At 42.7% G+C, this 24,842-nt stretch carries 23 protein-coding genes; 8 read left to right on the forward strand and 15 right to left on the reverse strand.

Annotated features, from left to right (window positions below; all coding sequences use genetic code 11):
* Positions 1-11: 11 nt before the first annotated feature.
* The 3 genes from CKW02_RS18230 to CKW02_RS18240 form a co-directional block, all read right to left on the reverse strand.
* Entirely contained in the window at positions 12-875 is an 864-nt protein-coding gene (locus CKW02_RS18230) for a 3-hydroxybutyryl-CoA dehydrogenase (protein ID WP_003214728.1), read from the reverse strand.
* A gap of 19 nt (positions 876-894) precedes the next feature.
* The gene (locus tag CKW02_RS18235) at positions 895-2,070 is read right to left on the reverse strand and encodes an acetyl-CoA C-acetyltransferase (RefSeq protein ID WP_095117905.1); all 1,176 of its coding nucleotides are present in this window, start codon (positions 2,068-2,070) and stop codon (positions 895-897) included.
* A 102-nt stretch (positions 2,071-2,172) separates the two neighbouring features.
* Positions 2,173-4,284 carry a (Fe-S)-binding protein gene (locus tag CKW02_RS18240; RefSeq protein WP_003215036.1) on the reverse strand — a complete coding sequence of 704 codons (2,112 nt, stop codon included), beginning with the start codon at positions 4,282-4,284 and terminating at the stop codon, positions 2,173-2,175.
* 143 nt (positions 4,285-4,427) lie between these two features.
* On the opposite strand from CKW02_RS18240, the gene cls (CKW02_RS18245) reads away from it, so the two are divergent.
* From cls (CKW02_RS18245) to CKW02_RS18255, 3 genes are all read left to right on the forward strand, one after another.
* Positions 4,428-5,624 (forward strand): cardiolipin synthase, encoded by a 1,197-nt coding sequence (gene cls, locus CKW02_RS18245; RefSeq protein WP_003214922.1) that lies wholly within the window; start codon positions 4,428-4,430, stop codon positions 5,622-5,624.
* A gap of 12 nt (positions 5,625-5,636) precedes the next feature.
* A complete protein-coding gene (gene uvsE, locus CKW02_RS18250; RefSeq protein ID WP_003214633.1) occupies positions 5,637-6,599 on the forward strand; it encodes a UV DNA damage repair endonuclease UvsE in 963 nt (320 codons plus the stop codon).
* A 73-nt stretch (positions 6,600-6,672) separates the two neighbouring features.
* Positions 6,673-6,927, forward strand: coding sequence for a hypothetical protein (locus CKW02_RS18255; RefSeq protein WP_003215306.1), 255 nt, complete (start codon positions 6,673-6,675; stop codon positions 6,925-6,927).
* Between the two features lie 29 nt (positions 6,928-6,956).
* On the opposite strand, the gene CKW02_RS18260 is transcribed toward CKW02_RS18255, so the two are convergent.
* The 3 genes from CKW02_RS18260 to cls (CKW02_RS18270) all read right to left on the reverse strand — a co-directional run bounded on the left by CKW02_RS18260 (position 6,957) and on the right by cls (CKW02_RS18270) (position 11,357).
* Positions 6,957-7,955, reverse strand: a complete 999-nt coding sequence (locus CKW02_RS18260; RefSeq protein WP_003214810.1) for a S66 family peptidase — start codon at positions 7,953-7,955, stop codon at positions 6,957-6,959.
* 78 nt (positions 7,956-8,033) lie between these two features.
* Positions 8,034-9,749: an ABC transporter ATP-binding protein gene (locus CKW02_RS18265; RefSeq protein WP_034620332.1), complete on the reverse strand. Its 1,716-nt coding sequence runs from the start codon at positions 9,747-9,749 to the stop codon at positions 8,034-8,036.
* Positions 9,750-9,854: 105 nt separating this feature from the next.
* The gene (gene cls, locus CKW02_RS18270; RefSeq protein WP_034620333.1) at positions 9,855-11,357 is read right to left on the reverse strand and encodes a cardiolipin synthase; all 1,503 of its coding nucleotides are present in this window, start codon (positions 11,355-11,357) and stop codon (positions 9,855-9,857) included.
* A 156-nt stretch (positions 11,358-11,513) separates the two neighbouring features.
* On the opposite strand from cls (CKW02_RS18270), the gene CKW02_RS18275 reads away from it, so the two are divergent.
* Both CKW02_RS18275 and CKW02_RS18280 read left to right on the forward strand, forming a co-directional pair.
* Positions 11,514-12,485 (forward strand): S66 family peptidase, encoded by a 972-nt coding sequence (locus CKW02_RS18275; protein WP_003214637.1) that lies wholly within the window; start codon positions 11,514-11,516, stop codon positions 12,483-12,485.
* 405 nt (positions 12,486-12,890) lie between these two features.
* Positions 12,891-13,208: a YolC/YozM family protein gene (locus CKW02_RS18280; RefSeq protein WP_003215379.1), complete on the forward strand. Its 318-nt coding sequence runs from the start codon at positions 12,891-12,893 to the stop codon at positions 13,206-13,208.
* Positions 13,209-13,259: 51 nt separating this feature from the next.
* On the opposite strand, the gene argS is transcribed toward CKW02_RS18280, so the two are convergent.
* From argS to speE, 5 genes are all read right to left on the reverse strand, one after another.
* Positions 13,260-14,933: an arginine--tRNA ligase gene (gene argS / locus CKW02_RS18285; RefSeq protein WP_003214600.1), complete on the reverse strand. Its 1,674-nt coding sequence runs from the start codon at positions 14,931-14,933 to the stop codon at positions 13,260-13,262.
* Positions 14,930-15,352 carry a YwiB family protein gene (locus tag CKW02_RS18290; protein ID WP_003215400.1) on the reverse strand — a complete coding sequence of 141 codons (423 nt, stop codon included), beginning with the start codon at positions 15,350-15,352 and terminating at the stop codon, positions 14,930-14,932. Before CKW02_RS18290 ends, argS begins: the two co-directional genes overlap by 4 nt.
* A 124-nt stretch (positions 15,353-15,476) precedes the next feature.
* Complete coding sequence (locus tag CKW02_RS18295; RefSeq protein ID WP_003215054.1) at positions 15,477-15,824, reverse strand: hypothetical protein; 348 nt, start codon at positions 15,822-15,824, stop codon at positions 15,477-15,479.
* A gap of 78 nt (positions 15,825-15,902) precedes the next feature.
* Entirely contained in the window at positions 15,903-16,775 is an 873-nt protein-coding gene (gene speB, locus CKW02_RS18300) for an agmatinase (RefSeq protein WP_003214818.1), read from the reverse strand.
* 69 nt (positions 16,776-16,844) lie between these two features.
* Complete coding sequence (speE, locus tag CKW02_RS18305; RefSeq protein WP_003214614.1) at positions 16,845-17,675, reverse strand: spermidine synthase; 831 nt, start codon at positions 17,673-17,675, stop codon at positions 16,845-16,847.
* 224 nt (positions 17,676-17,899) lie between these two features.
* Between speE and CKW02_RS18310 the strand changes: the two genes are divergently transcribed.
* The gene (locus tag CKW02_RS18310; protein ID WP_095117907.1) at positions 17,900-19,969 is read left to right on the forward strand and encodes a transglycosylase domain-containing protein; all 2,070 of its coding nucleotides are present in this window, start codon (positions 17,900-17,902) and stop codon (positions 19,967-19,969) included.
* A gap of 125 nt (positions 19,970-20,094) precedes the next feature.
* On the opposite strand, the gene CKW02_RS18315 is transcribed toward CKW02_RS18310, so the two are convergent.
* Positions 20,095-20,613: a YwhD family protein gene (locus CKW02_RS18315; protein ID WP_003215277.1), complete on the reverse strand. Its 519-nt coding sequence runs from the start codon at positions 20,611-20,613 to the stop codon at positions 20,095-20,097.
* Between the two features lie 12 nt (positions 20,614-20,625).
* Positions 20,626-21,282, reverse strand: a complete 657-nt coding sequence (locus CKW02_RS18320) for a site-2 protease family protein (protein ID WP_223251196.1) — start codon at positions 21,280-21,282, stop codon at positions 20,626-20,628.
* A gap of 113 nt (positions 21,283-21,395) precedes the next feature.
* On the opposite strand from CKW02_RS18320, the gene CKW02_RS18325 reads away from it, so the two are divergent.
* Entirely contained in the window at positions 21,396-21,581 is a 186-nt protein-coding gene (locus CKW02_RS18325) for a 2-hydroxymuconate tautomerase (protein ID WP_003214939.1), read from the forward strand.
* 178 nt (positions 21,582-21,759) lie between these two features.
* Here the strand turns inward: CKW02_RS18325 and CKW02_RS20205 are convergent, their stop codons facing one another.
* Together CKW02_RS20205 and CKW02_RS18330 are read right to left on the reverse strand one after the other, a co-directional pair.
* Positions 21,760-21,921, reverse strand: coding sequence for a hypothetical protein (locus tag CKW02_RS20205; RefSeq protein WP_155114466.1), 162 nt, complete (start codon positions 21,919-21,921; stop codon positions 21,760-21,762).
* A 370-nt stretch (positions 21,922-22,291) separates the two neighbouring features.
* The gene (locus CKW02_RS18330) at positions 22,292-23,104 is read right to left on the reverse strand and encodes a zinc-dependent metalloprotease (protein WP_003215273.1); all 813 of its coding nucleotides are present in this window, start codon (positions 23,102-23,104) and stop codon (positions 22,292-22,294) included.
* 373 nt (positions 23,105-23,477) lie between these two features.
* Between CKW02_RS18330 and CKW02_RS18335 the strand changes: the two genes are divergently transcribed.
* Positions 23,478-24,806: an LLM class flavin-dependent oxidoreductase gene (locus CKW02_RS18335; RefSeq protein WP_034620269.1), complete on the forward strand. Its 1,329-nt coding sequence runs from the start codon at positions 23,478-23,480 to the stop codon at positions 24,804-24,806.
* Positions 24,807-24,842 lie beyond the last annotated feature (36 nt).

The following is a 24,842-nucleotide window of genomic DNA, read 5'->3' on the forward strand; positions in this document are numbered from 1 at the left end:
TTTGACTCCCCCTATGAGTGGTCGTGGTATGTGTAAAAACCTCTCTTTGTCTTTTTGCCCAGCCAGCCTGCATTCACGTATTTTTTCAAAAGAGGACAAGGTCGATATTTGCTATCCCCAAGTCCCTCATGAAGGGTATTCATAATAAATAAACATGTATCTAGTCCGATGAAATCAGCGAGACGAAGTGGCCCCATTGGGTGATTCATTCCAAGCGTCATGACACCGTCAATGCTTTCTGCATCTGCCACGCCTTCATAAAGGGTGTAAATGGCTTCATTGATCATTGGCATCAATATGCGGTTTGATACAAACCCTGGGAAGTCTTCCACTTCAATTGGGGTTTTGTTTAATGTCTTTGCTGTTTCACAAACGAGTTGATACGTGTCGTCACTCGTTTGCAGCGCTCGAATGACCTCAACGAGTTTCATGACAGGCACCGGATTCATAAAATGCATGCCAATCACTTGCTCCGGTCTACTCGTAACAGCTGCTAATTCTGTGATCGACAAGGAGGATGTGTTTGTTGCAAATATCGTCTTCGCCTCTGCAAATTGATCAAGTGTCTCAAAGATTTGTTTTTTCACACTCATTTGTTCAGATGCAGCTTCAATCACTAAACGTGCCTGCTGCACGTCCTTTAAATCTGTAGATACGGCAAGCCGCTGCGTAATATCTCGGACTGCCTGATGGGCTAGCTTTCCTTTTTCTGCTCGTTTCGTCAGTTGTTTGGTCATGGAGGAAATGGCTCGATGAATCTGCTTTTCAGATGCATCATGCAGCAGGACTGTGTAGCCAGACTGAGCAAAAACTTGGGCAATGCCTGATCCCATTTGACCAGCTCCAACGACCATGACGGTTTCTTCTGTACTCATGACGATGAACGCCTCCCTTTTAATCTACCTTTATCATGATGGCATCTCCTTGACCGCCTCCACTGCAAATCGCCGCAATGCCAATACCGCCGCCTCTTTGTTTTAATGCATGAATCAAGGTCAATATGATCCGTGTTCCGCTTGCTCCAATGGGATGACCAAGCGCAACTGCACCACCGTTGATATTCATTTTCCGCCGGTCCAGCCCGATTATTTTTTCACATGCCAGCGCCACAGCTGAGAAGGCCTCATTGATTTCAAATAGATCGATATCCTCTAGGCGCTTGCCTGTTTTCTGTAAAATTTTCTCGATAGCAAAGGCTGGTGTTTTCGGAAAATCCTTTGCCTCTACAGCTACCTGCGTATGACCAAGCACGATTGCCAATGGCTTGACGTCATGCTGCTTTGCATATGTGTCTTTCATTAAAAGAAGCGCACTTGCTCCATCATTGACACCTGGTGCATTTCCAGCGGTAATGGTACCCGTTTGATCAAAAACAGGCATGAGCTTTGACAGCCGTTCATATGACGTATCACGACGCGGGGATTCATCTTCTGTCATCAGCCGCTCTCCCGTTTTCGTCTTGACGGTGACGGGAGTGATTTCATGCTGAAAAAAGTCGTTTTTCTGCGCTTCGATCGCTCGTTCATGACTTCTTAATGCCCAAAGGTCTTGCTCTTCCCGCGTGATACCGAGCTCCTTCGCAGCCATGCTCCCATACTCACCCATATGAACGCCTGTAAACGAACAGGTTAATCCATCTAAAATCATCGCATCTTGTACCGCACCATCTCCCATTTTGTAGCCCCATCGCGCTTTTTTTAGCAAATAAGGGGCGTCTGACATGGATTCCATACCGCCCGCTACGATGACCTCCGCATCTCCAGCTCGGATGATTTGATCTGCTGTGCTCACACTGCGCATTCCTGATGCACAGACTTTATTGATGGTTTGCGTCGGAACGGACCACGGAAGATCAGCATATCTTGCTGCTTGCCTTGAAGGAATCTGACCTTGTCCTCCCTGCAAAACACTTCCCATGATGACCTCATCCACATGATGTGATCCCTGCACTCTTTCCAGCGCAGCCTTGATTGCCACTCCGCCTAGTTCTGCGGCAGTCAATCCGCTGAAAGCACCGCCTAGTTTTCCAAATGGTGTTCTTGCTCCAGATACAATGACCGTCTGACTCATGTATGTTCCCTCCCGTTTGTTACCGCTTACATATTATCTAAACAGCAGATGTACAGCGCCATGTATAAGCCGATGAACATTCTATTCATCGGCCTGTTTTGTTTACGAAACCTGCTTTCCAGCCTCGCCAAACACTGATTTTTCAAGAAGTTCTGCGACATCAAATGTGCCTACCTGCTCCTCTACTTCCTTCGCCTTCGTGCCATCTCCCAGCATGGTTAAGCAATAAGGGCATCCGGAGCTGATGATGGACGGCTGCACCTGTAACGCCTGCTCCGTTCGGGCAGTGTTAATCCGGGTACCCGTCTCTTCTTCCATCCACATTAAGCCCCCGCCGGCACCGCAGCACATACCGGTTTCACGATGACGCTCCATTTCTCTCAGCGTCACACCAGGAATGGCTTTTAAAATGTCTCTTGGCGGATCATACACCTCGTTATATCTGCCTAGGTAGCAAGAGTCGTGGAAGGTGATGACCTCATTCACTTCATGTACAGGCGTTAGCTTCCCTTCTTGCACTAGCTCTGCCAGTAATTCTGTATGATGATACACTTCTGCCTCTAGCCCGAAGTCTGGATACTCATTTTTAAATAAATTATAGGCGTGCGGATCAATCGTAACGATCTTTGTGACACCGTTTTTTTGGAATTCTTCAATGTTTTTTGCAGCAAGCTCTTGGAATAAAAATTCGTTTCCAAGCCTTCTTGGTGTATCACCAGAGTTTTTCTCCTTATTGCCTAGGATGGCAAAGGAGACTCCTGCTTCGTTGAGAAGCTTTGCAAAGGCAAGCGCAATCTTTTGGCTTCGATTGTCGTATGCCCCCATTGAACCAACCCAGAATAAATAATCGAAGGTTTGATCTGCTTTTTTCAGCTCTTTTACTGTCGGCACGTGCACATCTTCTCTCAGTTCACGCCAATTTTCTCTTTCTTTCCGGTTCAATCCCCACGGGTTCCCTTGGCGCTCTATACTTGTCATGGCACGCTGTGCATCTGCATCCATTTTCCCTTCGGTCAGCACAAGATATCTGCGCATATCAATAATCTTGTCGACGTGTTCATTCATGACAGGGCATTGGTCTTCACAGTTTCGGCACGTCGTACATGCCCAAATTTCTTCCTCTGTAATGACTTCACCAATAAGAGAAGGATGATACATCGAGCTGGCAGCCGATTCCTCTGCACCTGCTCCTCTCGCCTGAAGCGCCAGTTGATTTCCTGTTGTCTGCCTGAAGGCAAGCTGCGGAACCCAAGGCGTCTTCGATGTAATGGCGGCCCCTTTATTGGTTAAATGATCTCTTAACCTTAAAATCAAATCCATAGGAGACAGCATTTTCCCTGTACCTGTTGCTGGGCACATATTTGTGCAGCGCCCGCATTCCACACAAGCGTAAAGGTCGATCAGCTGTGACTGACGGAAGTCTTCAATTTTTCCCACACCGAAGGTCTCTTGTGTCTCATCTTCAAAATCAATTTTTTGCAGCTTGCCTGGCGGGTCTAATCTGCTGGCAAATACGTTCACCGGCCCTGCAATGAGGTGAGCATGCTTTGACTGCGGGACATACACTAAGAATGTCAGCAAAATCAGGAGATGCACCCACCATGCGACATAAAAAACAACCGTTGCCGCAAGAGGTGAAATACCGCCCAGCAAGAAAGCAATACTGGATGCGATTGGCTCCGTTGGTGATAAAGAGTGTCCATGCCAGATGATATTCATCCCGTTCCCAAGTAAAACGGTCAGCATCAAGCCGCCAATAAATAAAAGCACTAGACCGGATTTAAAGCCACGCTTTAAACGGACAAGCTTCTCCACATACCTTCTATGGAACGCCCAAACAACAGCTACTAAAATGAGAAGTGTGACTACCTCTTGGAAAAAGGTAAAGACACCGTAAAGCGGACCTAAAGGGAGTCCGCTGCCTGGAACGAGTCCCTTCATAATAAAATCAAGGGCTCCGAACTGTACAAGGATAAATCCGTAGAAAAACAGCACATGAATGATGCCGCTCTTCTTGTCCTTTAACAGCTTCTTTTGCCCAAATACATTGACCCAAACACGCTCTAAGCGTTTTTTCATGTCTTGTTGGAACTCTTCTTTTTTACCAAGACGAATGTACGCTGCTCGTGTTCGAATGAGATAAATAAACAAATACACAGCGTAAGCGGTCACCGCCGCAAATGCGATCATGTTCATGATTAAAAGGCTATTCATCTTGCTCCCCCTTTCATTCCCCAAAACCCACTTTGTTCCGTTTCCATGTTGTACCTCTATCATAAATAATGAATGAGTATTCAGTCAATATTTTTTACACGTTTGGGTACACTATTGAAATATGCAAAAAAGGAGGAAGCAACATGATCGCATTGATCATCCTACTCGTACTCATTGTCATCGTTTGCCTCATATTGTTAGACCTTTATATGGGAAAGAAATATTTTTCTACCCGCGCTTTTGAACGATCTTTTGATCAAACAAGCGGTGATGCCGCCTTTTATCATGATGGCGAACCACTCTTTGATCAGCTGCTCACCGATATTCAGCACGCCTCTTCTTCTATTCATATGATGTTCTTTATTGTAAAGAACGACAAGATTGGTCAAAGGGTGTTACAAGCTTTGAAAACAAAAGCGGAACAAGGGGTTTCAGTCTTTTTGCTGACCGATCGACTAGGGTCCTATCCGTTTGATCAAAAGTCCATCGACATGCTAGAGAAAAGTGGCATCCAATTTTACTTTTTAAATAAGCCTCGTTTCCCTTTTTTGATTTATCGGTTAAACATGAGAAATCATCGTAAAATCACGGTGATTGATGGAAAGATTGGCTATATTGGCGGGTTTAATATTGGCGATGAATATGTTGGGAAAAAGGGTCGGTTTGGCATTTGGAAGGATTATCATTTGCGCATGACGGGGCAAGTTGTCGCAGATCTCCAGCATGTGTTTTTGAATGATTTATACCGGACATCTGGTATTCATCAGCTGCAATATGAGGTTTTTCCTGCTTTGGAACCGGGAACACTACAATGCACAACACGCGCGACTGCTGGTTTTTCTTTAGAAGCTTTGTTCCTCAAAGATATTCAGCAGGCGAGGAAACAGATCATCATCTGTACACCTTACTTTATTCCATCTGCTCCTCTTCTGAGTGCACTGCTTGATGCACGAAAGCGGGGCGTCACGGTTGAAATCATCATCCCAATGAAAGCAGATCATCCCCTCGTCAAAGAGGCTGGATTTCATTATTTGAAGGACCTCATTGCCTCCGGCTGCCTTGTTTATCGTTTTTATAAAGGATTTTATCATGCAAAAGCCATTCTAATTGACCAGAGACGCTGTATCATCAGTACGGCAAATTTTGATAAACGCAGCTTGTTTTTAAACGAGGAAGTAGACGTCGCCATTGATGATGTCGACTTTACTGCACACGTAGAAGAAAAAATTCGCGAGCATATAGAAGTGTCTGAGCTTATGACAGAGGAGAAATTGACACAGCGTCCGCTTTTGTCACGTCCGCTGGAATGGGTTGGCGCCATTTTCTCGTACTTTTTATAAAGGAGCTGACCTATGCGTTATCGATTTGGTTATGTATCCAATGCCGTCACCTTGTGGGAGGCTTCTCCTGCCAAGTCGCTGACCTTTGCAAGATACAGCAAGCTCTCGAAGGAAGAGAGAGAAGAGGCTTTATTACGAACAACAAAGGCCAATCTCGTGAATACATTAAGAACGCTTTACTTTGCCATTGCTCATGATATCCCGCTTTACCGTTTTTCGAGTTCGATCGTCCCGCTTGCGACCCATCCCGAGGTACGCTGGGACTTTGTGACACCTTTTCAAAAGGAGTTTCTTGAAATTGGCGAGTTGGTGAAACGGCATGAACTGCGTGTGAGCTTTCACCCCAATCAATTCACCTTGTTTACTAGCCCCAAGCCTTCAATCACAGAAAATGCCGTGATTGATATGACGTACCATTATCAAATGCTTGAGGCGATGAAGCTCGAAAAGGAAGGCTATATGAACATTCATGTGGGCGGTGCGTACGGTGATAAAGAATCGGCGCTTCAACGTTTTGATGAAAATATCAAACAGCTTCCGGCGCATATCAAGGCAAGAATGACGCTTGAGAATGATGACAAAACGTATACGTCGTTAGAAACCCTTGGTGTATGTGAAAAGCACGGTATTCCCTTTGTTTTTGATTACCATCATCACGTGGCCAATAAAGATGACGATGCCGCGCTTGAAGACATCCTGCCAAGAATGTTCGACACTTGGACGAGCACTGGAATTCCGCCTAAAATCCATTTATCCTCACCGAAATCAGAAAAAGCCATACGCAGTCATGCAGATGGTGTAGATATGTCCTTTGTCTTACCGCTTTTTCATGCATTAAAACCGTATGGGCGTGATATAGATTTTATGATTGAGGCGAAGTTAAAGGATCAGGCACTGCTCCGACTTGTCGAAGAGCTGTCTGCGATAAGAGGCAACAAGCGAACCGGCGGAGGAACCATTGAGTGGAAATCATAGAGAAAGGTTTATCTCTGTTCAAACAGGGGTAACAAAGCTATTGTGAGAAAGTTATTAACAGGAGGATATGAAGATGTCTCAAATCTATTCAATCCAAATCGCTGCGAAAGCATTGAATTTACATAAGCTTATTTCTCTTTATGAAAAATGCCACCAGGCTCAACATCGTCTATATGTGTATTCTAAAAAAACAATGTGTAACATCAAGAACATCGTAGAGCTTGAAACCTTCAGGCTCACTCATTTAGAATCTGACTACTTAATTGTCGTAGAGGGAAAAAAAGCGCAAGATCTCTTGCAGCCATTTGAAAAAGAGAAAGTTTCATAAAAAAGAGCAGCCATCAGGCCGCTCTTTTGTTATATCCACTCTTTCGTCAACCACACTTGTTTTGAAGCTGCATCCATTTTCACTTGTGCCCCGATTGGCATCGTAAGCATCGGGTGCGTATGGGCACAGTCAAAATCTGCGATGAGCGGTCTCTTTGTCTCTCCAAGCACCTCAAGTAAAATCTCGTAAGGTTCTTTTCCCGTTCCCTCATCATCAAACAGCTCATGTTTTCCCAAAAGAATACCTGATACTCGCTCAAACACTCCATTTACTTTCAATAAAGAGAAGTTTTTTTCTACAACCGAAGCGGTTTTCATGCAATCTTCAATGAGGAGAATGTCTCCTGTTTGGATCGCTGGCATGAATTCACTGCCCCATAAGCCGTACATTGCATTCAGGTTTCCGCCGATCAATCTGCCTTCTGCCCGTCCTCCTATGACGCACAGCCAATCGTTCGAACGCTGCTCTTTATCACGCGTCTTTTCTTCCCAATTGATTCGTTCATCCGTCCAAAAAGGTGGTTTTTTGATCTGATAAGGAATGGGTTGAGGATGCATCAGGATGTCTTTGAACGACTGATACGTATAAGCGACGAACGGTTCAAACTCTCCAAAAGATGGGACAAGCGCCGGTCCGTAGAATACAGGCAGTCCCGTTTTTTCGTAAGCGGCTAAAAGAATCGCTGTCGCATCTGAATAACCGATCATGATCTTCGGATGTTGATTCAGCAGCTCAAAATCAAGATAAGGGAGCAAGCTATTTGAATTTGTCCCGCCAATCATTGACATGACGCACGCCAAGTCTTCCCTAGCCATTAGCTCATTCAGCTCATCTGCTCGTTCTTGAATTGTACCTGAACGGTAATGATCCTCTTTCCCTGTTAATGATCCTGGTACCACAATGAATCCTTTTTGCTCAAGCCACTTCTTCGCCCGCTCATACCTAAGAGGCGAGGTCGCTGATGCAGGACTTGAAGGTGAAAAAATACCGATCTTATCGCCCTTTTGTAATCGCCGAAGCCTCTTCATTCCATCAGATCCTTCCTACACGAGTTTTTTCTATCCTAACAAAAAAAGCCCCTTATCAAAAGGGCTTTATCTTTCTTTTTAATGACCAAACTGCGCTTCGTGCAGTCTGCTATATACGCCGCCCATTTGAATTAAATCTTGGTGGCGACCTTGTTCTTCAATGCCTTCCTCTGTCACGACGATGATACGATCGGCGTGTTTAATTGTTGCAAGGCGGTGGGCTATGACGAGCGTTGTCCTGCCGACAGCCAGTTCACTCAGTGCATCCTGTATGGCTTTTTCTGTTTCTGTATCAAGTGCTGACGTGGCTTCATCTAGAATGAGAATGGACGGGTTTTTCAGGAACATCCGCGCAATCGACAGACGCTGCTTTTGACCGCCTGACAGTTTGACGCCGCGCTCACCTATGACGGTATTTAACCCTTCTGGGAAACGCTGTACGAGTTCCTCTAAATGCGCACTTCTTACAGCTTCCCAAATCTCTGCATCGCTGGCTTCTAAGTTGCCGTACGCAATGTTTTCACGAATGGTGCCTGAGAATAAAAAGACATCCTGCTGCACAATACCGATCTGCTGCCTTAAAGATGACAATGTCATCGACTTTGTGCTTATACCATCAATCGTGATCTCCCCTTCATCCACATCATAAAAGCGAGGCAGCAGACTGCAAATGGTTGATTTCCCCGCTCCTGAAGGCCCGACAAACGCAACCGTTTCTCCTTGTTTAATCTTTAAATCGATATTCTTCAGCACATGACTGTGTTCATCGTAGCCAAATGTTACGTTTCGATATTCAATTTCACCTTTTAGTCCGTGTACATCACGTGCTCCCTCTGTATCCTTCACATCCGGCTCTGTTTCTAGTAAATCGACATAGCTTTTAAAGCCCGCAATGCCTTTCGGATACATTTCAATGACCGTGTTGATTTTATCAATCGGTCTAAATAAAACATTTGTGATCAGAACAAACGCGATAAAGCCACCTGCCGTTAATTGACCTTGCAGGACAAACCATGTACCTGCGAGAAGGACAAACAGTGTCACAAGACGTGTGAGAATGTAACTGATCGATCCATTGACCGACATAATTTTATAGGAAAGAAGCTTCGCCTTTCGAAAACGGTTGTTGTTTTCAGCAAAACGTTTTTTCTCGAAATGTTCATTGGCAAAGGCTTGAACAAGACGAATGCCGCCGATATTGTTTTCAACCCTTGCATGAAAGTCTCCAATGTCATTGTTCAGCTGTGTAATCGCATGCGTCATTTTCTTATTAAAATGAAGAGCAAGCCAGATGATGACCGGCATGATCAGGAAGGTTAAAATGGCCAGCTGCCAGTTAATCATCAGCATGACTGCAAAGGCACCAAGAATCGTCATAATCGCTATAAACAAATCTTCAGGACCATGATGCGCCACTTCTCCAATGTACATGAGGTCGTTTGTCATCCGTGACATGAGCTTACCCGTTTTGTTGTTGTCAAAGAATTTAAAGGATAGGCGCTGAAAGTGATCAAACAGCTTCTTCCTCATATCTGTTTCAATATTGATGCCAAGCATATGCCCCCAATACGACACAATAAATTGCATAACCGAGCTGAGGGCATAAATGACAAACAGCGCAAATGCGGTCCAGACAATGACTGTCCAGTTCCCTGTTGGCAACAATGTATCAATAAAGTAGTTCACGATAAGCGGGAAACCCAGTTCCATTAATCCAACGGCGACAGCGCAAAAGAAATCTAAAAAGAACAGACCTCGATAGGGCCTGTAATAGGCGAAAAAGCGTTTTAGCATATGTAAAAGAACCTCATTTCCTCTATAATTGATAATCATTTTCAATTATAGAGGAATCCTCTTCAAAATACTAGATTAGGAAATGATTTCTTTGACTAGAAATCCTCATAGAACGCCAGAAAACAACCGAGCAAATGATTCCTTTAATCGTTCTTTTAAGCCTCTTTTATAAAAATGAACAGGTCCCATCTGCTCACATTCCATCATATCTTCCTCATAGTGTACCATCAGTTGTTCAATGGGCTTTTTCGCGGCTGTAAAGACATTGACCTCAAAATTGAGCTGAAAGCTTCTCATATCCACATTTGCAGTGCCGACAGAGGCAAGTTCTCCATCTGCGATCATTACTTTTTGATGCATGAAGCCCTTTTGATAGTGATACACCTTGATGCCCTCTTTTAGAAGCTCAGAAAAATAGGATCGTGTGGCGTATTGTGTGAGAAAGCCGTCATTGATCTCCGGTACCATCACCCGGACATCCACCCCTCTTGTCGCAGCAATTTTCAATGCTGTACGAAGGGATTCATTAGGGACAAAATAAGGTGTCGCAATCCAGACAAATTGTTTCGCATTTGAGATGAGTGCATCATATAAATCACTCATACTTTCTTTCATATCGGGTCCAGTTGGTACAACCTGAATGACATCCTCTCCCGTCACAGGATGCGGCGTATGATATTTCGGATCATCAATTAATACTTCATCTGATACATACTCCCAGTCGAGCATAAAAATAGAGTGAAGGGTTTGGACAGCCTCACCCTTTAACATGGTATGCGTATCACGCCAAAAACCGATATTTTCATCACGTCCGACATATTCTTTTCCGACATTTAACCCGCCGACAAATCCTGTCTTCCCATCAATGATCACGATTTTGCGGTGATTGCGGAAATTGAATTTTTGATTAAAGAAACCATATTTTAAAGGCAGAAAAGGAGCGACCTTGACTCCTGCCTGCTTCAAGCGTTTAATATCTTTTCGGGAGAAGCGAATGCTGCCAGCCGCATCATAGATGAAGCGAACCTCTACCCCTTCTTTCACTTTTTCTATCAAAATCTCCATCATCCGGTGCCCGAGGAAATCCGATTTGAACATGTAATATTCTATATGGATGAACGATTTTGCCTTTTTTAATTCTTCAAAAATACGGGGAAACGTCTCCTCCCCATTTTTTAAAATGTCCATATCACTATTTGTGTTCACATGCATGCCTGTTGCTTTTTCTGTGTAATGAAAAAAAGTCCGCTGATTTTCGGTTAGACTTGATTCATCCGGCTTGCTCTCAAGCTCAGATATTCTGCGTAGTTTTTCACGGTTGTACATTCTTTTTGATTTGAATAAATGACCTTTCACATAGAGCTGTCCCGAGAACAAATAAAACATATAGCCAATGATCGGGAAAAAGATTAAAACATACATCCATAAGAGTGTGTGCTGTGATGTACGGTTCTCTAGCATGAGCGAGATGATACTAAATAAAATAATGGCGATATAAACTGCTGCGTACAGCTGAACACTCCACGCTGGAACCGGCCACCAATACACCACATATGCCCCGAATATCATAAAATATAAAAATAAAAATTCCAGTCTCCTCTTTTTCACATTCTTCGCCCTCATTCGTTTCTGTCTTTTCTCTTCCATACCCTTTGCACAGCTTGTATGAAACGCACGGTCCACTTCTTTCTTCTAGCTTTTACAGACTTGGACCATTTGATCCGATATAATGGATAAATATGTGATGGAAAGGAAGATTTGTTTATGCATACACCACCTCCTTTAAAAAAAGGCAGTCATCTTCGTGTCATTGCCCCAAGCCGAAGTGCCAGCATTTTATCAAAAGAAGGAATCGCTCAGGCAAAAAAGCGTTTAGAGATGTTAGGCTTCACTGTCTCCTTTGGACAGCACGCGTTTGAATGTGACCTTCACTCCTCTTCATCTATTGAGCACCGCTTGTCTGATCTGTATGAGGCGTTCATGGATGATGAAGTTGACGGTATTTTGACAGCAATCGGAGGCTTCAATTGCAATGAGCTCTTACCTTATATTGATTACGACTTGATTCGTCAGCACCCTAAAGTCCTTTGCGGCTACAGTGACATTACCGCACTCGCAAGTGCTATTACTGCCAAATGTGAGATGGTGACATACTCTGGACCCCATTTCTCCAGCTTTCAAATGGAACAGGGACAAGAGGAGCAGACCGCTATGTTTCAAGCCTGCTTGATGAATGGTAGTGAGTCTTTTAATGTGAATCCTTCGACAAAGTGGAGTGATGATGCGTGGTATCTTGATCAAGCGAACAGACAGTTTCATCCGACGAAATGGGGAATATATCAAGAGGGAACAGCCGAAGGTACCTTGTATGGCGGTAACCTTTGTACACTGAACTTACTGCAAGGGACATCGTTTATGCCTCATATTAAGGATGCCATCTTATTTGTGGAGGATGATGATTTGGTTTTCCCTGAAATGTTCGCCAGAGACCTCACATCCCTCTTACAGCATGCAGAATCCATTAAAGGGCTGATCATCGGACGCTTTCAGAAGAAATCCAAGATGACAGAGGAACATTTGAGATTCATCCTAGATAAGCACCCCATGCTCAAACACATTCCAGTGATCTACGATGTCGATATCGGACATACACAGCCGGTCTTCACCTTACCGATTGGCGGAAACGTTCAGCTAGCGTGTGAAAATGGAGACGTGAAGCTGCGTATTCATTCATAACTAATAAAAGCCAAAAAGCACCCGAATATGTGGTGCTTTTTTCTATGCCACCAACTTTTTTAAAAATTTTTTAGAAAAAGTGATCCAACCCTCCATCCCCTTCGTTAAGTAGATGTAAAAAGAAAAGAGAGGAGGCAAAAACATGTTTTCTGATGTACTTAGCCAATTATTCGATTCTATTTCTAACATTATTAATACGCTTGGGTAATGTTCAACATCCGCTGTCTCTAGTAGATAGCGGATGTTTTTATTTAACAGATTCTGAATGGAATCAATTTAAATAACTATAAGGAACCTTGTTTGATTATCATCAATTCAAAAGACCTTTTATGAATTTGTTTCTACAAATCCAATTGGATGTTATGATCTATTAAAGGAATATATTAACTATATGAAGGAGATATAATGATAAAACGTTTGATTGGTTTGTTTTTTATTACTCTTTGTATTGTTGGATTAAGCTTCACTTCAAAAACTCTCACCCTTTCTGAAGAGGAATTAGATGAAAAGGTCATCCACGTATTGGACTCATTATGGGAAGAGCATGCATTGTTTAACTATCAAATTATCAAGACTGATCCCACAATTTCCATCGGCATCGATACTTCAAAAGATATGGCAAGTTTGCAATCTGTCTTAGAAAAGAAACTTCCTAAACAAGCATTAGAGGATTATGAAATTGAGATTTTTCAGAGAAATAAAAGTGATCTAAAAGCTGATTGATGAAAAACACGAAGAAACCCACTCTCGTTCCGAGCGGGTTTCTTCGTGTTCTTACATCTTTTCCGGTGCCGATACGCCAATGAGTTTTAATGCATTCGCAAGCGTAATTTGTGTTGCTTTCATGAGTGAAAGACGTGCTGTTGTTTTTGTTTCGTTTTCTACATCAATGACCTTCTCGGCATTGTAGAAGCTGTGAAGGGCTGATGCAAGGTCATAAATATAGTTTGTCACACGGTGCGGAATACGCTTTTCAGCTGCTTCTGCTACAACTTCTGGGAAGCTACCAATGATTTTGAGAAGATCGTATTCTTTTTCCGATTGAATGTGAGAGAAATCTGCTTTTTCAAGGTTTGGCTCGTAGCCTTTTTCTTCCCCTTGACGCAGCATGCTGCAAATTCTCGCATGGGCATATTGTGCGTAGTACACAGGGTTTTCGTTAGACGTAGAAATCGCTAAGTCTAGGTCAAAGTCCATATGTGTCGCCGCACTTCTCATCGCGAAGAAATAACGAGTGGCATCTAGGCCTACTTCTTCAATCAGATCACGCATGGTGACGGCTTTTCCTGTACGTTTACTCATCTTCATCTTTTCACCGTTTTTGTATAGGTGAACGAGCTGAATGATTTCTACTTCAAGCTTGCCAGCAGGATATCCAAGTGCTTGAATCGCCGCTTTCATTCGAGGGATATAGCCGTGATGGTCCGCTCCCCAAATGTTAATGAGCTGATCAAAGCCTCTGTCTAATTTGTCTTTATGATATGCGATATCTGGAAGCAAGTAAGTGAAGCTGCCGTCTTTTTTAATGAGCACGCGGTCCTTGTCATCGCCAAAATCAGTTGAACGCAGCCACGTTGCGCCGTCTTCTTCAAAGACATAGCCTTTAGCGCGAAGAGTTTCCAGCGCTGGTTCGATTTTTCCGTTTTCATATAAAGAGGTTTCTGAATACCATACATCAAATGGGACACGGAAATTCTCAAGGTCTACACGTAATTTCTCTAACTCGTATTTTAAGCCGTATTCACGGAAGAACTTCATACGTTCTTCTTCTGGCTCATGCACGAAACGGTCACCAAATTCATCTGCCAGCTTTTGCCCGATGCCTTTGATGTCTTCTCCTCTATAGCCGTCTTCAGGCATCTCTTTTTCAAGACCGAGCGCCTCAAAGTAACGTACCTCTACAGATAAAGCGAGGTTATTGATCTGATTGCCTGCATCGTTGATATAGTATTCACGGCTCACCTCGAACCCTGCTTTATCAAGGATGTTGCAAAGAGAATCACCTACAGCTGCTCCGCGGGCATGTCCAAGGTGAAGGTCACCTGTTGGGTTGGCTGAGACGAATTCAACTTGCACCTTTTGGCCGCCGCCTGTATTCGTTTCACCATATGCCTCTTTTGCTTCAAGGACAGCTGGGATCAGCTTTGTTAAATACTGATTGTTCATATAAATATTAATGAACCCTGGACCTGCGATATCCAGTTTTTCAATAGAAGCTTTCCCTTTATCAAACGCTTTGACAATGTCCTCTGCGATTTGACGAGGTGCTTTTTTTGCAATGCGGGCAAGCTGCATCGCCATGTTGGTGGAGTAATCACCGTGAGTTTTATCTTTCGGCACTTCTAAAAGGACATCTGGTACCTGGCTTTCATCAGCAAGTCCTGCTTTGACGACTGCCGCAATAATTTCTTCCTTTAACGCATCTTTGACCTGTTCTGCGATATTCATGAACGTAAATCCTCCTTATACGAAATCGATAATGTATGTAAATGCTTTTGATCTTCCCCTGTCAGCATATCGTACGTAATGTGCAGCAGTCCCTTGTCCACATCGAGATCAATGCCATGTGTGTGTACATCAAGCTGTAGTGTACCGAATGGCATCGTGTAATGTGTGACGGTCGTTTCTCCAATGAGAAAGCGCTGCTTCATTTGAATGGCCCCTGATCTCATGACAAAAATTTCTTTTTCACTCATTTTCACAACGGTTTTTACTTGACCCATTTCATGTTCTTCATGGTAAGTGAGATACGTTTTGTCATTCTTTTCTTGATACGTTCCAGTCGTGCGGAATTCGATCGTTTCAGCCGGCTCCGTCTCTGGTTTCATCACTGACTTTACATGAATTGAAATTTGGTTTTGTGTCATTTTGCACTTCCTTTGCTAAGACCCGTTTAACTAAAATAGTATACCATATTCATGATCGCCTATCATACCATCATTTCTCTTCTTCACTGCGATTAAACTTCGTTTTTGATCTTACACCATCCCTTTAGAAAAAAAGAAACAGGAAACTGACTAATACCACCAACACAGCCTTTACGCCCATGTCTTTTCTTTTGATTAAATAAAAAAGAGCTTGTACGCCTGAACTTGCCAAAAATACCTGAAAAAAATCAAATGGCACGATCTGTGCTCGCTTAAATATCACCTGCATGAATAACGCAATGGCCGTCAAATAGAAAAAGCCTCGATCTTGAAACAGCCCCAACATCTCTTCCTTTGCTTCCTTTTTCGAAGCAAAAACGGGCGGCGCAGCTGCGAGCTCTCGTTTCAGCGTGAGAAAACCCGCCGCTAACACACAAAAAGCGAGAAGCACCATCAATATAGAAGAAAACATGAACTGCCTCCTTTATTTTTTGATCCATGTAAAAAAAGAGCTTGTCCACATGAGATGACAAGCTCCTCTATCAAGGTGTTATTTCACAAATCCAAGCAGCATTTCGCGTAAAAGCTTGCTCGCTGTATTCGCTGTTTGGTCGGAATGATCGTATACAGGTGCTACCTCTACAAGGTCTGCACCGACTACTTGAACCTCAGATCCTGCAATGGCATGAATAGATGCAAGCAGCTCTTTTGATGTAATACCGCCAGCATCCACCGTGCCTGTACCAGGTGCATGAGCTGGGTCGAGTACATCAATGTCGATCGTCACATAAACTGGACGCCCCTTCAGCTTTGGCAATACTTGCTTCAACGGCTCCAGCACTTCAAATTTAGAAATGTGCATGCCCGCTTCTTTTGCCCATTCAAATTCTTCCTTCATCCCAGAACGAATCCCAAAAGAGAACACATTCTCAGGTCCAATGAGTCCTGCTACTTTACGAATCGGTGTTGAATGAGACAGAGGCTCACCCTCGTATTCCTCACGAAGATCCGTATGTGCGTCCATATGGATAATCGCCAAATCAGGATATTTCTTATGCATCGCACGGAAAACCGGCCAAGACACAAGATGCTCGCCGCCCATTCCTAATGGAAACTTCCCTTTTTCTAAAATGCTGTCGACATACTCTTCAATTAAGTCCAAGCTTTTCTGAGCATTTCCAAAAGGAAGCGGAATGTCACCGGCATCAAAGAATGGCACCTCGTGCAGTTCACGATCTAAATAAGGGCTGTATTCCTCTAATCCAATCGAAACTTCACGAATACGGTTTGGGCCAAAACGTGAGCCTGGTCTATAACTGACGGTCCAATCCATCGGCATACCATATAAAATGACTTTTGCATCTTCCCATGTCGGATGACTTCCAATAAACACTTTTCCTGAATAAGCCTCGTCGAATCTCATGCAAGATTCCTCCTTTTACGCTTCAAAAAATGCGCAAACTGTTATTTGCGCATTTCCTCTTCGCTTGATTTATTTGATTAAGTCGCTCACAAATTTCGGCAGAACGAATGCCGCTTTGTGTAATTCTTTTGTGTAATATTTCGTGTCAATATCAAAGAAACGGCTGTCTTCTACAGCAAGTGGATCATATTTTTTTGAACCGATGGTAAATGTCCAAAGACCACTTGGATACGTTGGAATATTTGCTGTGTAAAGCTTCGTGATTGGGAAAATCTCTTTCACATCACGCTGTACATTTGTAATCAGCTCAGGTGTGAACCAAGGATTGTCCGTTTGTGCCACGAAAATACCGTCTTCTTTGAGTGCTTTTGAAATTCCTGCGTAAAATCCTTTAGAGAACAGGTTCACAGCTGGTCCAACTGGTTCAGTTGAGTCCACCATGATGACATCATACTCGTTGTCAGCTTCAGCAATGTGCATAAAGCCGTCTCCGACTTTGACATCCACACGAGGATCGTCTAGTTTTCCAGCAATCGAAGGAAGGAATTTTTTCGAGTATTCGATGACTTTGCCATCAATATCAACAAGTGTCGCTTTTTTCACACTTGGATGCTTCAGGATTTCACGAATGACACCGCCGTCTCCTCCGCCTACGACGAGAACATTTTCCGGGTTTGGATGAGTGAAAAGAGGAACATGTGCCACCATTTCATGATATACAAACTCATCTTTCTCAGACGTCATCACCATACCGTCTAAAAACAGCATATTGCCAAACTCTTCTGTTTCCACCATTTCTAAATGCTGAAAATCTGTTTGTTCTGTGTGAAGGGTTTTGTTCACCTTCAATGTAATACCAAAATTCTTCGTTTGCTTCTCTGTATACCAAAGTTCGCTCATTGTCCATCTTCCTCTCATCCAATAATAAACAAACATCTATTGTTAGTGCCTTTATCGGCTATGACTATATCGATTGTCCAAGAAAAAAGTATAGTGGATTCATATCAAATTGTAAAGAACCGCATGACTTCTCTTCAATTTTAATGCACGCTCTTTCAATCATTTGTTTAAAACGGTTTTCTTTGTTCCATACTGATAAAAAACCGTCAAAATGGGGGCTTTGCATGGACACAATCATGAGTAATAAAAAAATCCGCATGACCGTGAAAACGATTCGAGCCTGTTTTTTTATTGGTTTGCTCGCTTTTCTATTTGCAGGCACTGTCTTTTTGACGATTCTTTTAATAGCCAAATGGCAAGGCGCCCCTTCTGTTCAAGTTCCCCAATCTACGACCATTTATGCAGCCGATGGTTCAAAGCTTGGAGAATCCAGCTTTGGAGAAAAGAGATATTGGGTGCCCTTAAAGGACATGTCCCCTTATATCAGGCAGGCAGCTGTAGCTGTTGAGGATAAAACCTTTTATGAGCATCATGGCTTTGATGTGAAACGGATGGCGGGTGCTGCAGTGGCTGATATTCGTGCCATGGCTAAGGTACAAGGCGCCAGCACGATCACCCAGCAATATGCACGAAATCTGTATTTAGATCATGATAAAACGTGGAAGCGGAAGTGGAATGAAGCCTTTTACACGATTCGCTTAGAGCAAAACTATACAAAAGATGAGATTTTAGAAGGATACTTGAACACCATTTATTATGGTCATGGAGCTTATGGCGTGGAAGCAGCGTCCCGTCTGTATTTCGGAAAAAAGGCAAAGAATTTGACCCTCGCTGAATCTGCCTTACTTGCCGGTATCCCAAAGGGCCCTTCTCTCTACTCCCCTTATGTGAATGAAGAGAAAGCCGGCGCAAGAAAGAATATGATTTTGAGGCACATGCAAGAGGACGGCATGATTACGAAAAAGGCAGCCGCTGAAGCCGCGAAAGAAAAACTGTCCTATCGCCCTTTGCAAAAGAAGCAGCTGCAAGCAAAGCAAGCCCCGTATTTTTATGATGATGTGATTCGTGAGTTGAAACAAAGCTTGGGGTTAACTGAGGAACAGATCGAAACCTATGGCCTTCATATCCAAACGACTTTAAATCCAGAGTTACAGAAAATTGCTGAGAAGACGTTAAAAAGCACAATCTATTCGAAATCAGACATCCAAATCGGCTTTACCGCTATCCATCCCCAAACTGGTCATGTACTCGCCCTCATTGGGGGAAGAGATTATGAGAAAAGTCCATTCAACCGGGTGACACAAGCGAAAAGACAGCCCGGTTCAACAATGAAGCCTCTTCTCTATTACATTGCCTTGCAAAATGGGTTTACACCAGCAACCGTCATGCGCAGTGAAGAAACGGTTTTTGAGCTCGATGATCAAGGAAGCGGCGCTGCTTATTCACCAAGCAATTATCATGGCTATTACGCCAATGACGGCATTACCATGCTTCAAGCCTTGGCGCTGTCTGATAATATTTATGCCGTGAAAACCCATCTATTTTTAGGAATGGAGCAGCTTGTACGTGCTGGCAAAACATTTGGCATCAACGAAAAACTAGATCAAGTGCCATCACTTGCCCTAGGCACGTCTCCTATCAAACCAATTGAAATGACCAATGCTTACGCAATGCTTGTCAATGGCGGAAAACGAGTCAAACCCACCTTTATTACAAAAGTAACGGATGCTAAAGGCAACGTGCTTTTTGAAGAAAAACAAAAACGAGAGCAAGTCTTAGATGAAAAGGCAGCCTTTGTCACCACCGACATGATGTCAGGAATGTTCAATGATCAGCTAAACGGCTATACGAGTGTCACAGGCCGCACCATTATGAAGGATCTCACGCGAACATACGGAGGAAAATCGGGAACGACAGGAGCCGACAGCTGGATGATCGGCTTTTCTCCCCAGCTCGTCACAGGTGTGTGGACGGGCTATGATAAAGGGCGTACCATTGACTCGGTCGAAGAAACAGCCTATGCAAAAAAGATATGGGCATCCTTTATGGAATCAGCCCTCTCCAAACAGCCAGCGTCCTCCTTCATGCCGCCAGACGGCGTAAAAGGTGTGTATATCAATCCAAAAACCGGCGATCTCGCAGGCCCAGGATGTGAATCAAAGGTATTCACCTATTTTATAGAAGGAACGGAGCCGACAGGTGTGTGCTACGGTGCTGAGGATAAATCATCTGAGCAAGATCCAGTTCAAGATCAAAAGCCAAAGAAATGGTGGGAAAAGTGGTTGAAACGTTAAAAAAAGACATGAAAAACCCCGAGATTTACATCTCGGGATTCTCCATGTCCTAGCTTTAACACCAGTTTACTCAAAAACCAGCTGGAATTGGTAGCAATTCGCCATTCTTCACAAAAATTTCACAATTATTCAGGGACAGACAATCCTTCTTTTAATTCATCTGTGGATGCTTCCCATAGTGCTTCATTATGACTCTTCAAGAAATCAGCCAGCACCTTTTTCGATACATCATCCATATGACTGACGACGATATTTCGCTTCATTGATTTATCCATGAAATTCACATGCTCTGGAAGCGACTTATACCCGCGGCGGATTGAACGGTCGACGGTCATTTCGCAAGCCGTCACACCCGCATAATAAGGACCTTCTTCTCTGCGGTCAATGGTCACCCATACGAGCCAATACGGCTTTCCGTTCGGTACCTCTTCTTTTGTTTTCAAAAATTTAATTCCTTTTTCCACGGCACTTCTTGCATGCATCGCACCAATATCAATGACAGCTTCCTTTTCCTCTACGTCAATGATCACCGGCGAAATGTTATCTAGGCTGAGCGCACCAGCTCCAAAGCCTCCGTGTCCGTCGGTTGCATCTGTTTTTTTAATGATGTTAAAACCAATTGGTTTCTTCTTTTTACCTTCCATTCATTAAACCTCCTAAAGCAGCGGCTTCAAAATAAGATTAAACCATTGAATGATTTGATCCCGCATTCCGATCAATGGACCAAAAACAAACTGTCCTAGCGGCGTGATCACGAATATGAGAAAAATAATGATCCCATATTGTTCGAATTGCGTCATTTTCGCCCGGATACGGGGGCTGACGACGTCCTCAATAATACGATACCCATCCAGCGGCGGAAGTGGCAATAAGTTAAATAGGAACAAAATGACGTTCAAGTTAATAAATATCCGGAAGAAATGATCAACTCCCGGCTCAAAGCGCATGAGCGACTCCCCGCCAAATTTCTGAAGAAGCACGTACACGAAAAAGCCTAGAAACGCCAACACTAAGTTACTTAAAGGGCCAGCAATCGAGACGCAGATTCCTGCTAAGCGCGGGTTTTTGAAATGGTAACGATTGACCGGTACAGGTCTCGCCCAGCCAAACCCAGCCACAAAGATCAAAATCGTCCCAAATACATCAAGATGCTTCAGTGGATTTAATGTGAGTCTCCCTTGGTTCTTAGCTGTCGGGTCTCCGAAACGATACGCAACATATGCATGCGCCAGCTCGTGCATCGTAAATGCAACAACAAGCGTAATGGCGACATATGGGATGAGTTCTAATGGATACACAAGAAATTGGTTCAAAGGCATGAATCCCTCTTTCTTTCTATACAATGATTTACTTCATTCAGTATACTATAAGAAGTCCCTTAAACTAAAGGGAAGCGTAGCATGAAAGGAAAAAGGAGGTTTTCGCATTGCCGATTGTCACCGTACAAATGCTTGAAGGAAGAACAGACGAGCAGAAAAGAGCTCTTGTGGAGAAAGTCACTGATGCTGTTGTTGAAACAACAGGCGCAGGTGCAGAAAAAGTCTCTGTTATTATTGAAGAAATGAAAAAAGAACACTATGCCGTAGCAGGAAAAAGAATGAGCGACCTGTAAGCAATATAAAAGACGTCTCTTTAGAAAAAGAGACGTCTTTTATATTGCTTGCTAAATGAATTCAAACAAAATTAGAGTTGTATCCAGTTATTAACCCTCTCTATATAAACTCAATCTGTTTTGTTTAGAATAGATCATTATTAAATTCGTATTCACGTAAAGATTGTGAGGCTGAAAATTATTTTCTTGTGCCAATTATTTTCAAAACACTTGTTGTAGCCAAAGTCGAACAAAAAATAATAATTAACTTGCCTACAACAATTTGATGACTACCTGTAGATACGACAACTATTATGACAGCGATTGATATCATTAATAATAAGATAAATAATTTCTTCATTTATATGACCCCTATTTAGTCAATGTTAATAAGTCTATTATCTTGGATGCGATGTACTTTTTGACAAATCCATAATTATTGTTTGTGAATGAATATTTTTGAAACACAATAAAATTTAATCATAGTTTACTTGAAATAACAAGAAAAAAATTACTATTTTCTTATAAAATACTATTTATGTATTTAACTAGTATTCGTAAATTGTTGTGTAACTTTTACATTGCTAGAAGACATCTTTATTTTTTAATTTCTATTAACTACGAAAACAAAGGGCCAGAATAAAAACCCTTCTAACCCTTTGCAAATGATTTAAAATACAATTATTGTCTTCAATCGGTTTTTCTGTGATTCACTCTTTTTCATTTTTACCTTATCTGTACCACGCTTTGTTACGGTTCACTTGATTTTTATGAGCCGCATCAAAGAAATCGACAGTGTAGGAATAATCATAATTCATTAAGCAGACAATGCCGCTGCCTTGAGGGTCATGCGGTAAGCCAAAGTTATGGCCGTATTCATGCGTAGCCGCTTTTGCTGTATTCGCTGTTCCTTGATCAAGGTTGACGGCGAATGCACTTCCGCGCGGTGCACTATTGTATACATAGGCAATTCCGCCAGCATCAAAGTTTGGATTTGCTGTAAATCCAGTGACAAAATCGTATCCTCTGCCATCAAAGCTGCGCGAAAGGTTAGATAAAATTTGCTCTGCATTTGATCCAGAAGATGTCCAAGATCCTACTGCTTGTACGACAAAGTCCACATCATGATCACGGTTAAAGGTGACGTCCGCTTGCTCGATGATGCTGACAATACGCGTCTGCCAGTCACTATATTTCGCACGATACTGCGCATCTGCTACAGCATAGACCGTTACTTTTTGACTGCCTGTACTTGCCTTTGTTGAAATAGAATCTCCTGTATTCGCCTTAAAGGTTCTAGAGCCTACCTGCTTACCAGACTCATCTAATACCTTTGTTGTCACATCTCGTTCAATTGGAGGTGCTTTCGTCAAATCTTTAAAATCGTTTGCCTTTGGCAACCCCTCACCAATATGTGTTTCGAACGGCGCATGACCATGATCATGCCCATGACCAGTACTCGCGACTGGTGCTGAAGCTGAACTTACTCCCGGTAACAAACTACCTACCAATAAAAATGACAAAAAGACTGAACGCTTTTTCATTCCTATCCCTCCTTTGATTTTCACAAAGTTATATATTCACTGAAAATTCACTTTTTTCCTTCTATTCAGTCAAAAACAGGGAATTAGATACACAGGAAGAAAGTCGAAATACGTCATATTCACTAATTTTCCGGATCCTTCAGCACACATTTCATCGAAAAATAGCGCTTTTGGTCTGGGTCATTTACTTAATAAACTCCCATGGTTTTAAGAAATGATGTCATGGACTCAATGACACATCTGAAAGAAACAAAAAATGATATTAGAAAAGATAAAGTCATACTTTACTGATACCAATTATACTTCTTTACGATTCTACCTTATGATGAAAAATATAAAACATGGCTATTTCAAAACAGAAGGGACGATCCGCATGTCTGAAAAAAAGCACATACAATTTGGATTAATGTTACATGGTCCGGGAGGTCACATGAATGCGTGGAAGGATGAATCAGTTCCAGCAGATGCAAGTGTTAATATTGATTACTATCAAGCGATGACAAAAAAGGCAGAAGCAGCGGGTTTCCGTTTTGTCTTTGTCGCAGATGGCTTATATATTCATGAACATTCGATTCCTCATTTCTTGAACCGATTTGAACCATTAACCATCTTATCCGCTCTTGCTGCAGTCACCAAACAAATTGGACTTGTGGGGACCGTATCCACTTCCTACAGTGAGCCCTTTACCATTGCCAGACAATTTGCCTCCTTGGATAAGTTAAGCAGAGGCCGGGCAGGATGGAATGTTGTGACTTCACCGTTAGAAGGTTCTGCTGAAAATCACATCATCCGTTCTCATCCTAGCCACTCCCTTCGATACGAAATTGCAGAAGAGTATTTACATGTAGTGAATGGGCTTTGGAATTCATGGGAAGAAGATGCTTTTATAAGAGATCGTTCAACAGGTGTCTTCTTCGATCGAGATAAACTGCACACATTGAACCATTATGGGAAACACTTTTCTGTCAAAGGTCCTTTAAATATTGAACGATCTGAACAAGGGCAGCCCGTGATTTTCCAAGCAGGTGCTTCAGAGGCAGGAAAAGATCTAGCCGCAAAAGAAGCAGACGCTGTATTTACAAATGCCGATTCACTTGAAAAGGCAAAAGCCTATTACCGTGACGTGAAAAATAGAGCCGAAGCGCTTGGTCGAAAACCATCCGATATCAAAATATTCCCTGGCATCCACCCGATTACAGGGAAAACAGTCGAAGAAGCAGAAGAAAAATATGAAGCCATTAAACATCTAGTCTCTATTGAAGAAGCCCTGCATTACCTCGGCAGATTCTTTGATCATTTGGACTTCAGTCAATTCCCGCTTGATGAACCTTTTCCTGATATAGGTGACGCTGGTTCAAACAGCTTTCAATCTACAACAGAATCCATTAAAAAAATGGCCAAAGAACAAAATTTGTCCTTAAGAGAAGTCGCTTTACAAGTGACCACTCCAAAAAGTGCCTTTTTCGGCACTTACGAACAAGTGGCTGACAAATTGATTCAATGGATCGAAGAAGATGCCGCAGATGGATTTATTTTTGGCGCTCCGATTCTAGCTAGTGGTTTATCCGAATGGACAGAGCATGTGATCCCGATTTTGATAGAAAGAGGATATTATGATCCAAATTATCAAGCTCATACCCTTCGCGAAAATTTGGGTCTGCCTATTAAGAAGAATCAGTTTCTTAAACAAACCGTAAAATAAACATGAAAGAGGGGTCAGCACAAAGGCTAACCCCTT

Origin of the sequence: Bacillus pumilus, assembly GCF_900186955.1 — a bacterium.
Lineage (GTDB): Bacteria > Bacillota > Bacilli > Bacillales > Bacillaceae > Bacillus > Bacillus pumilus.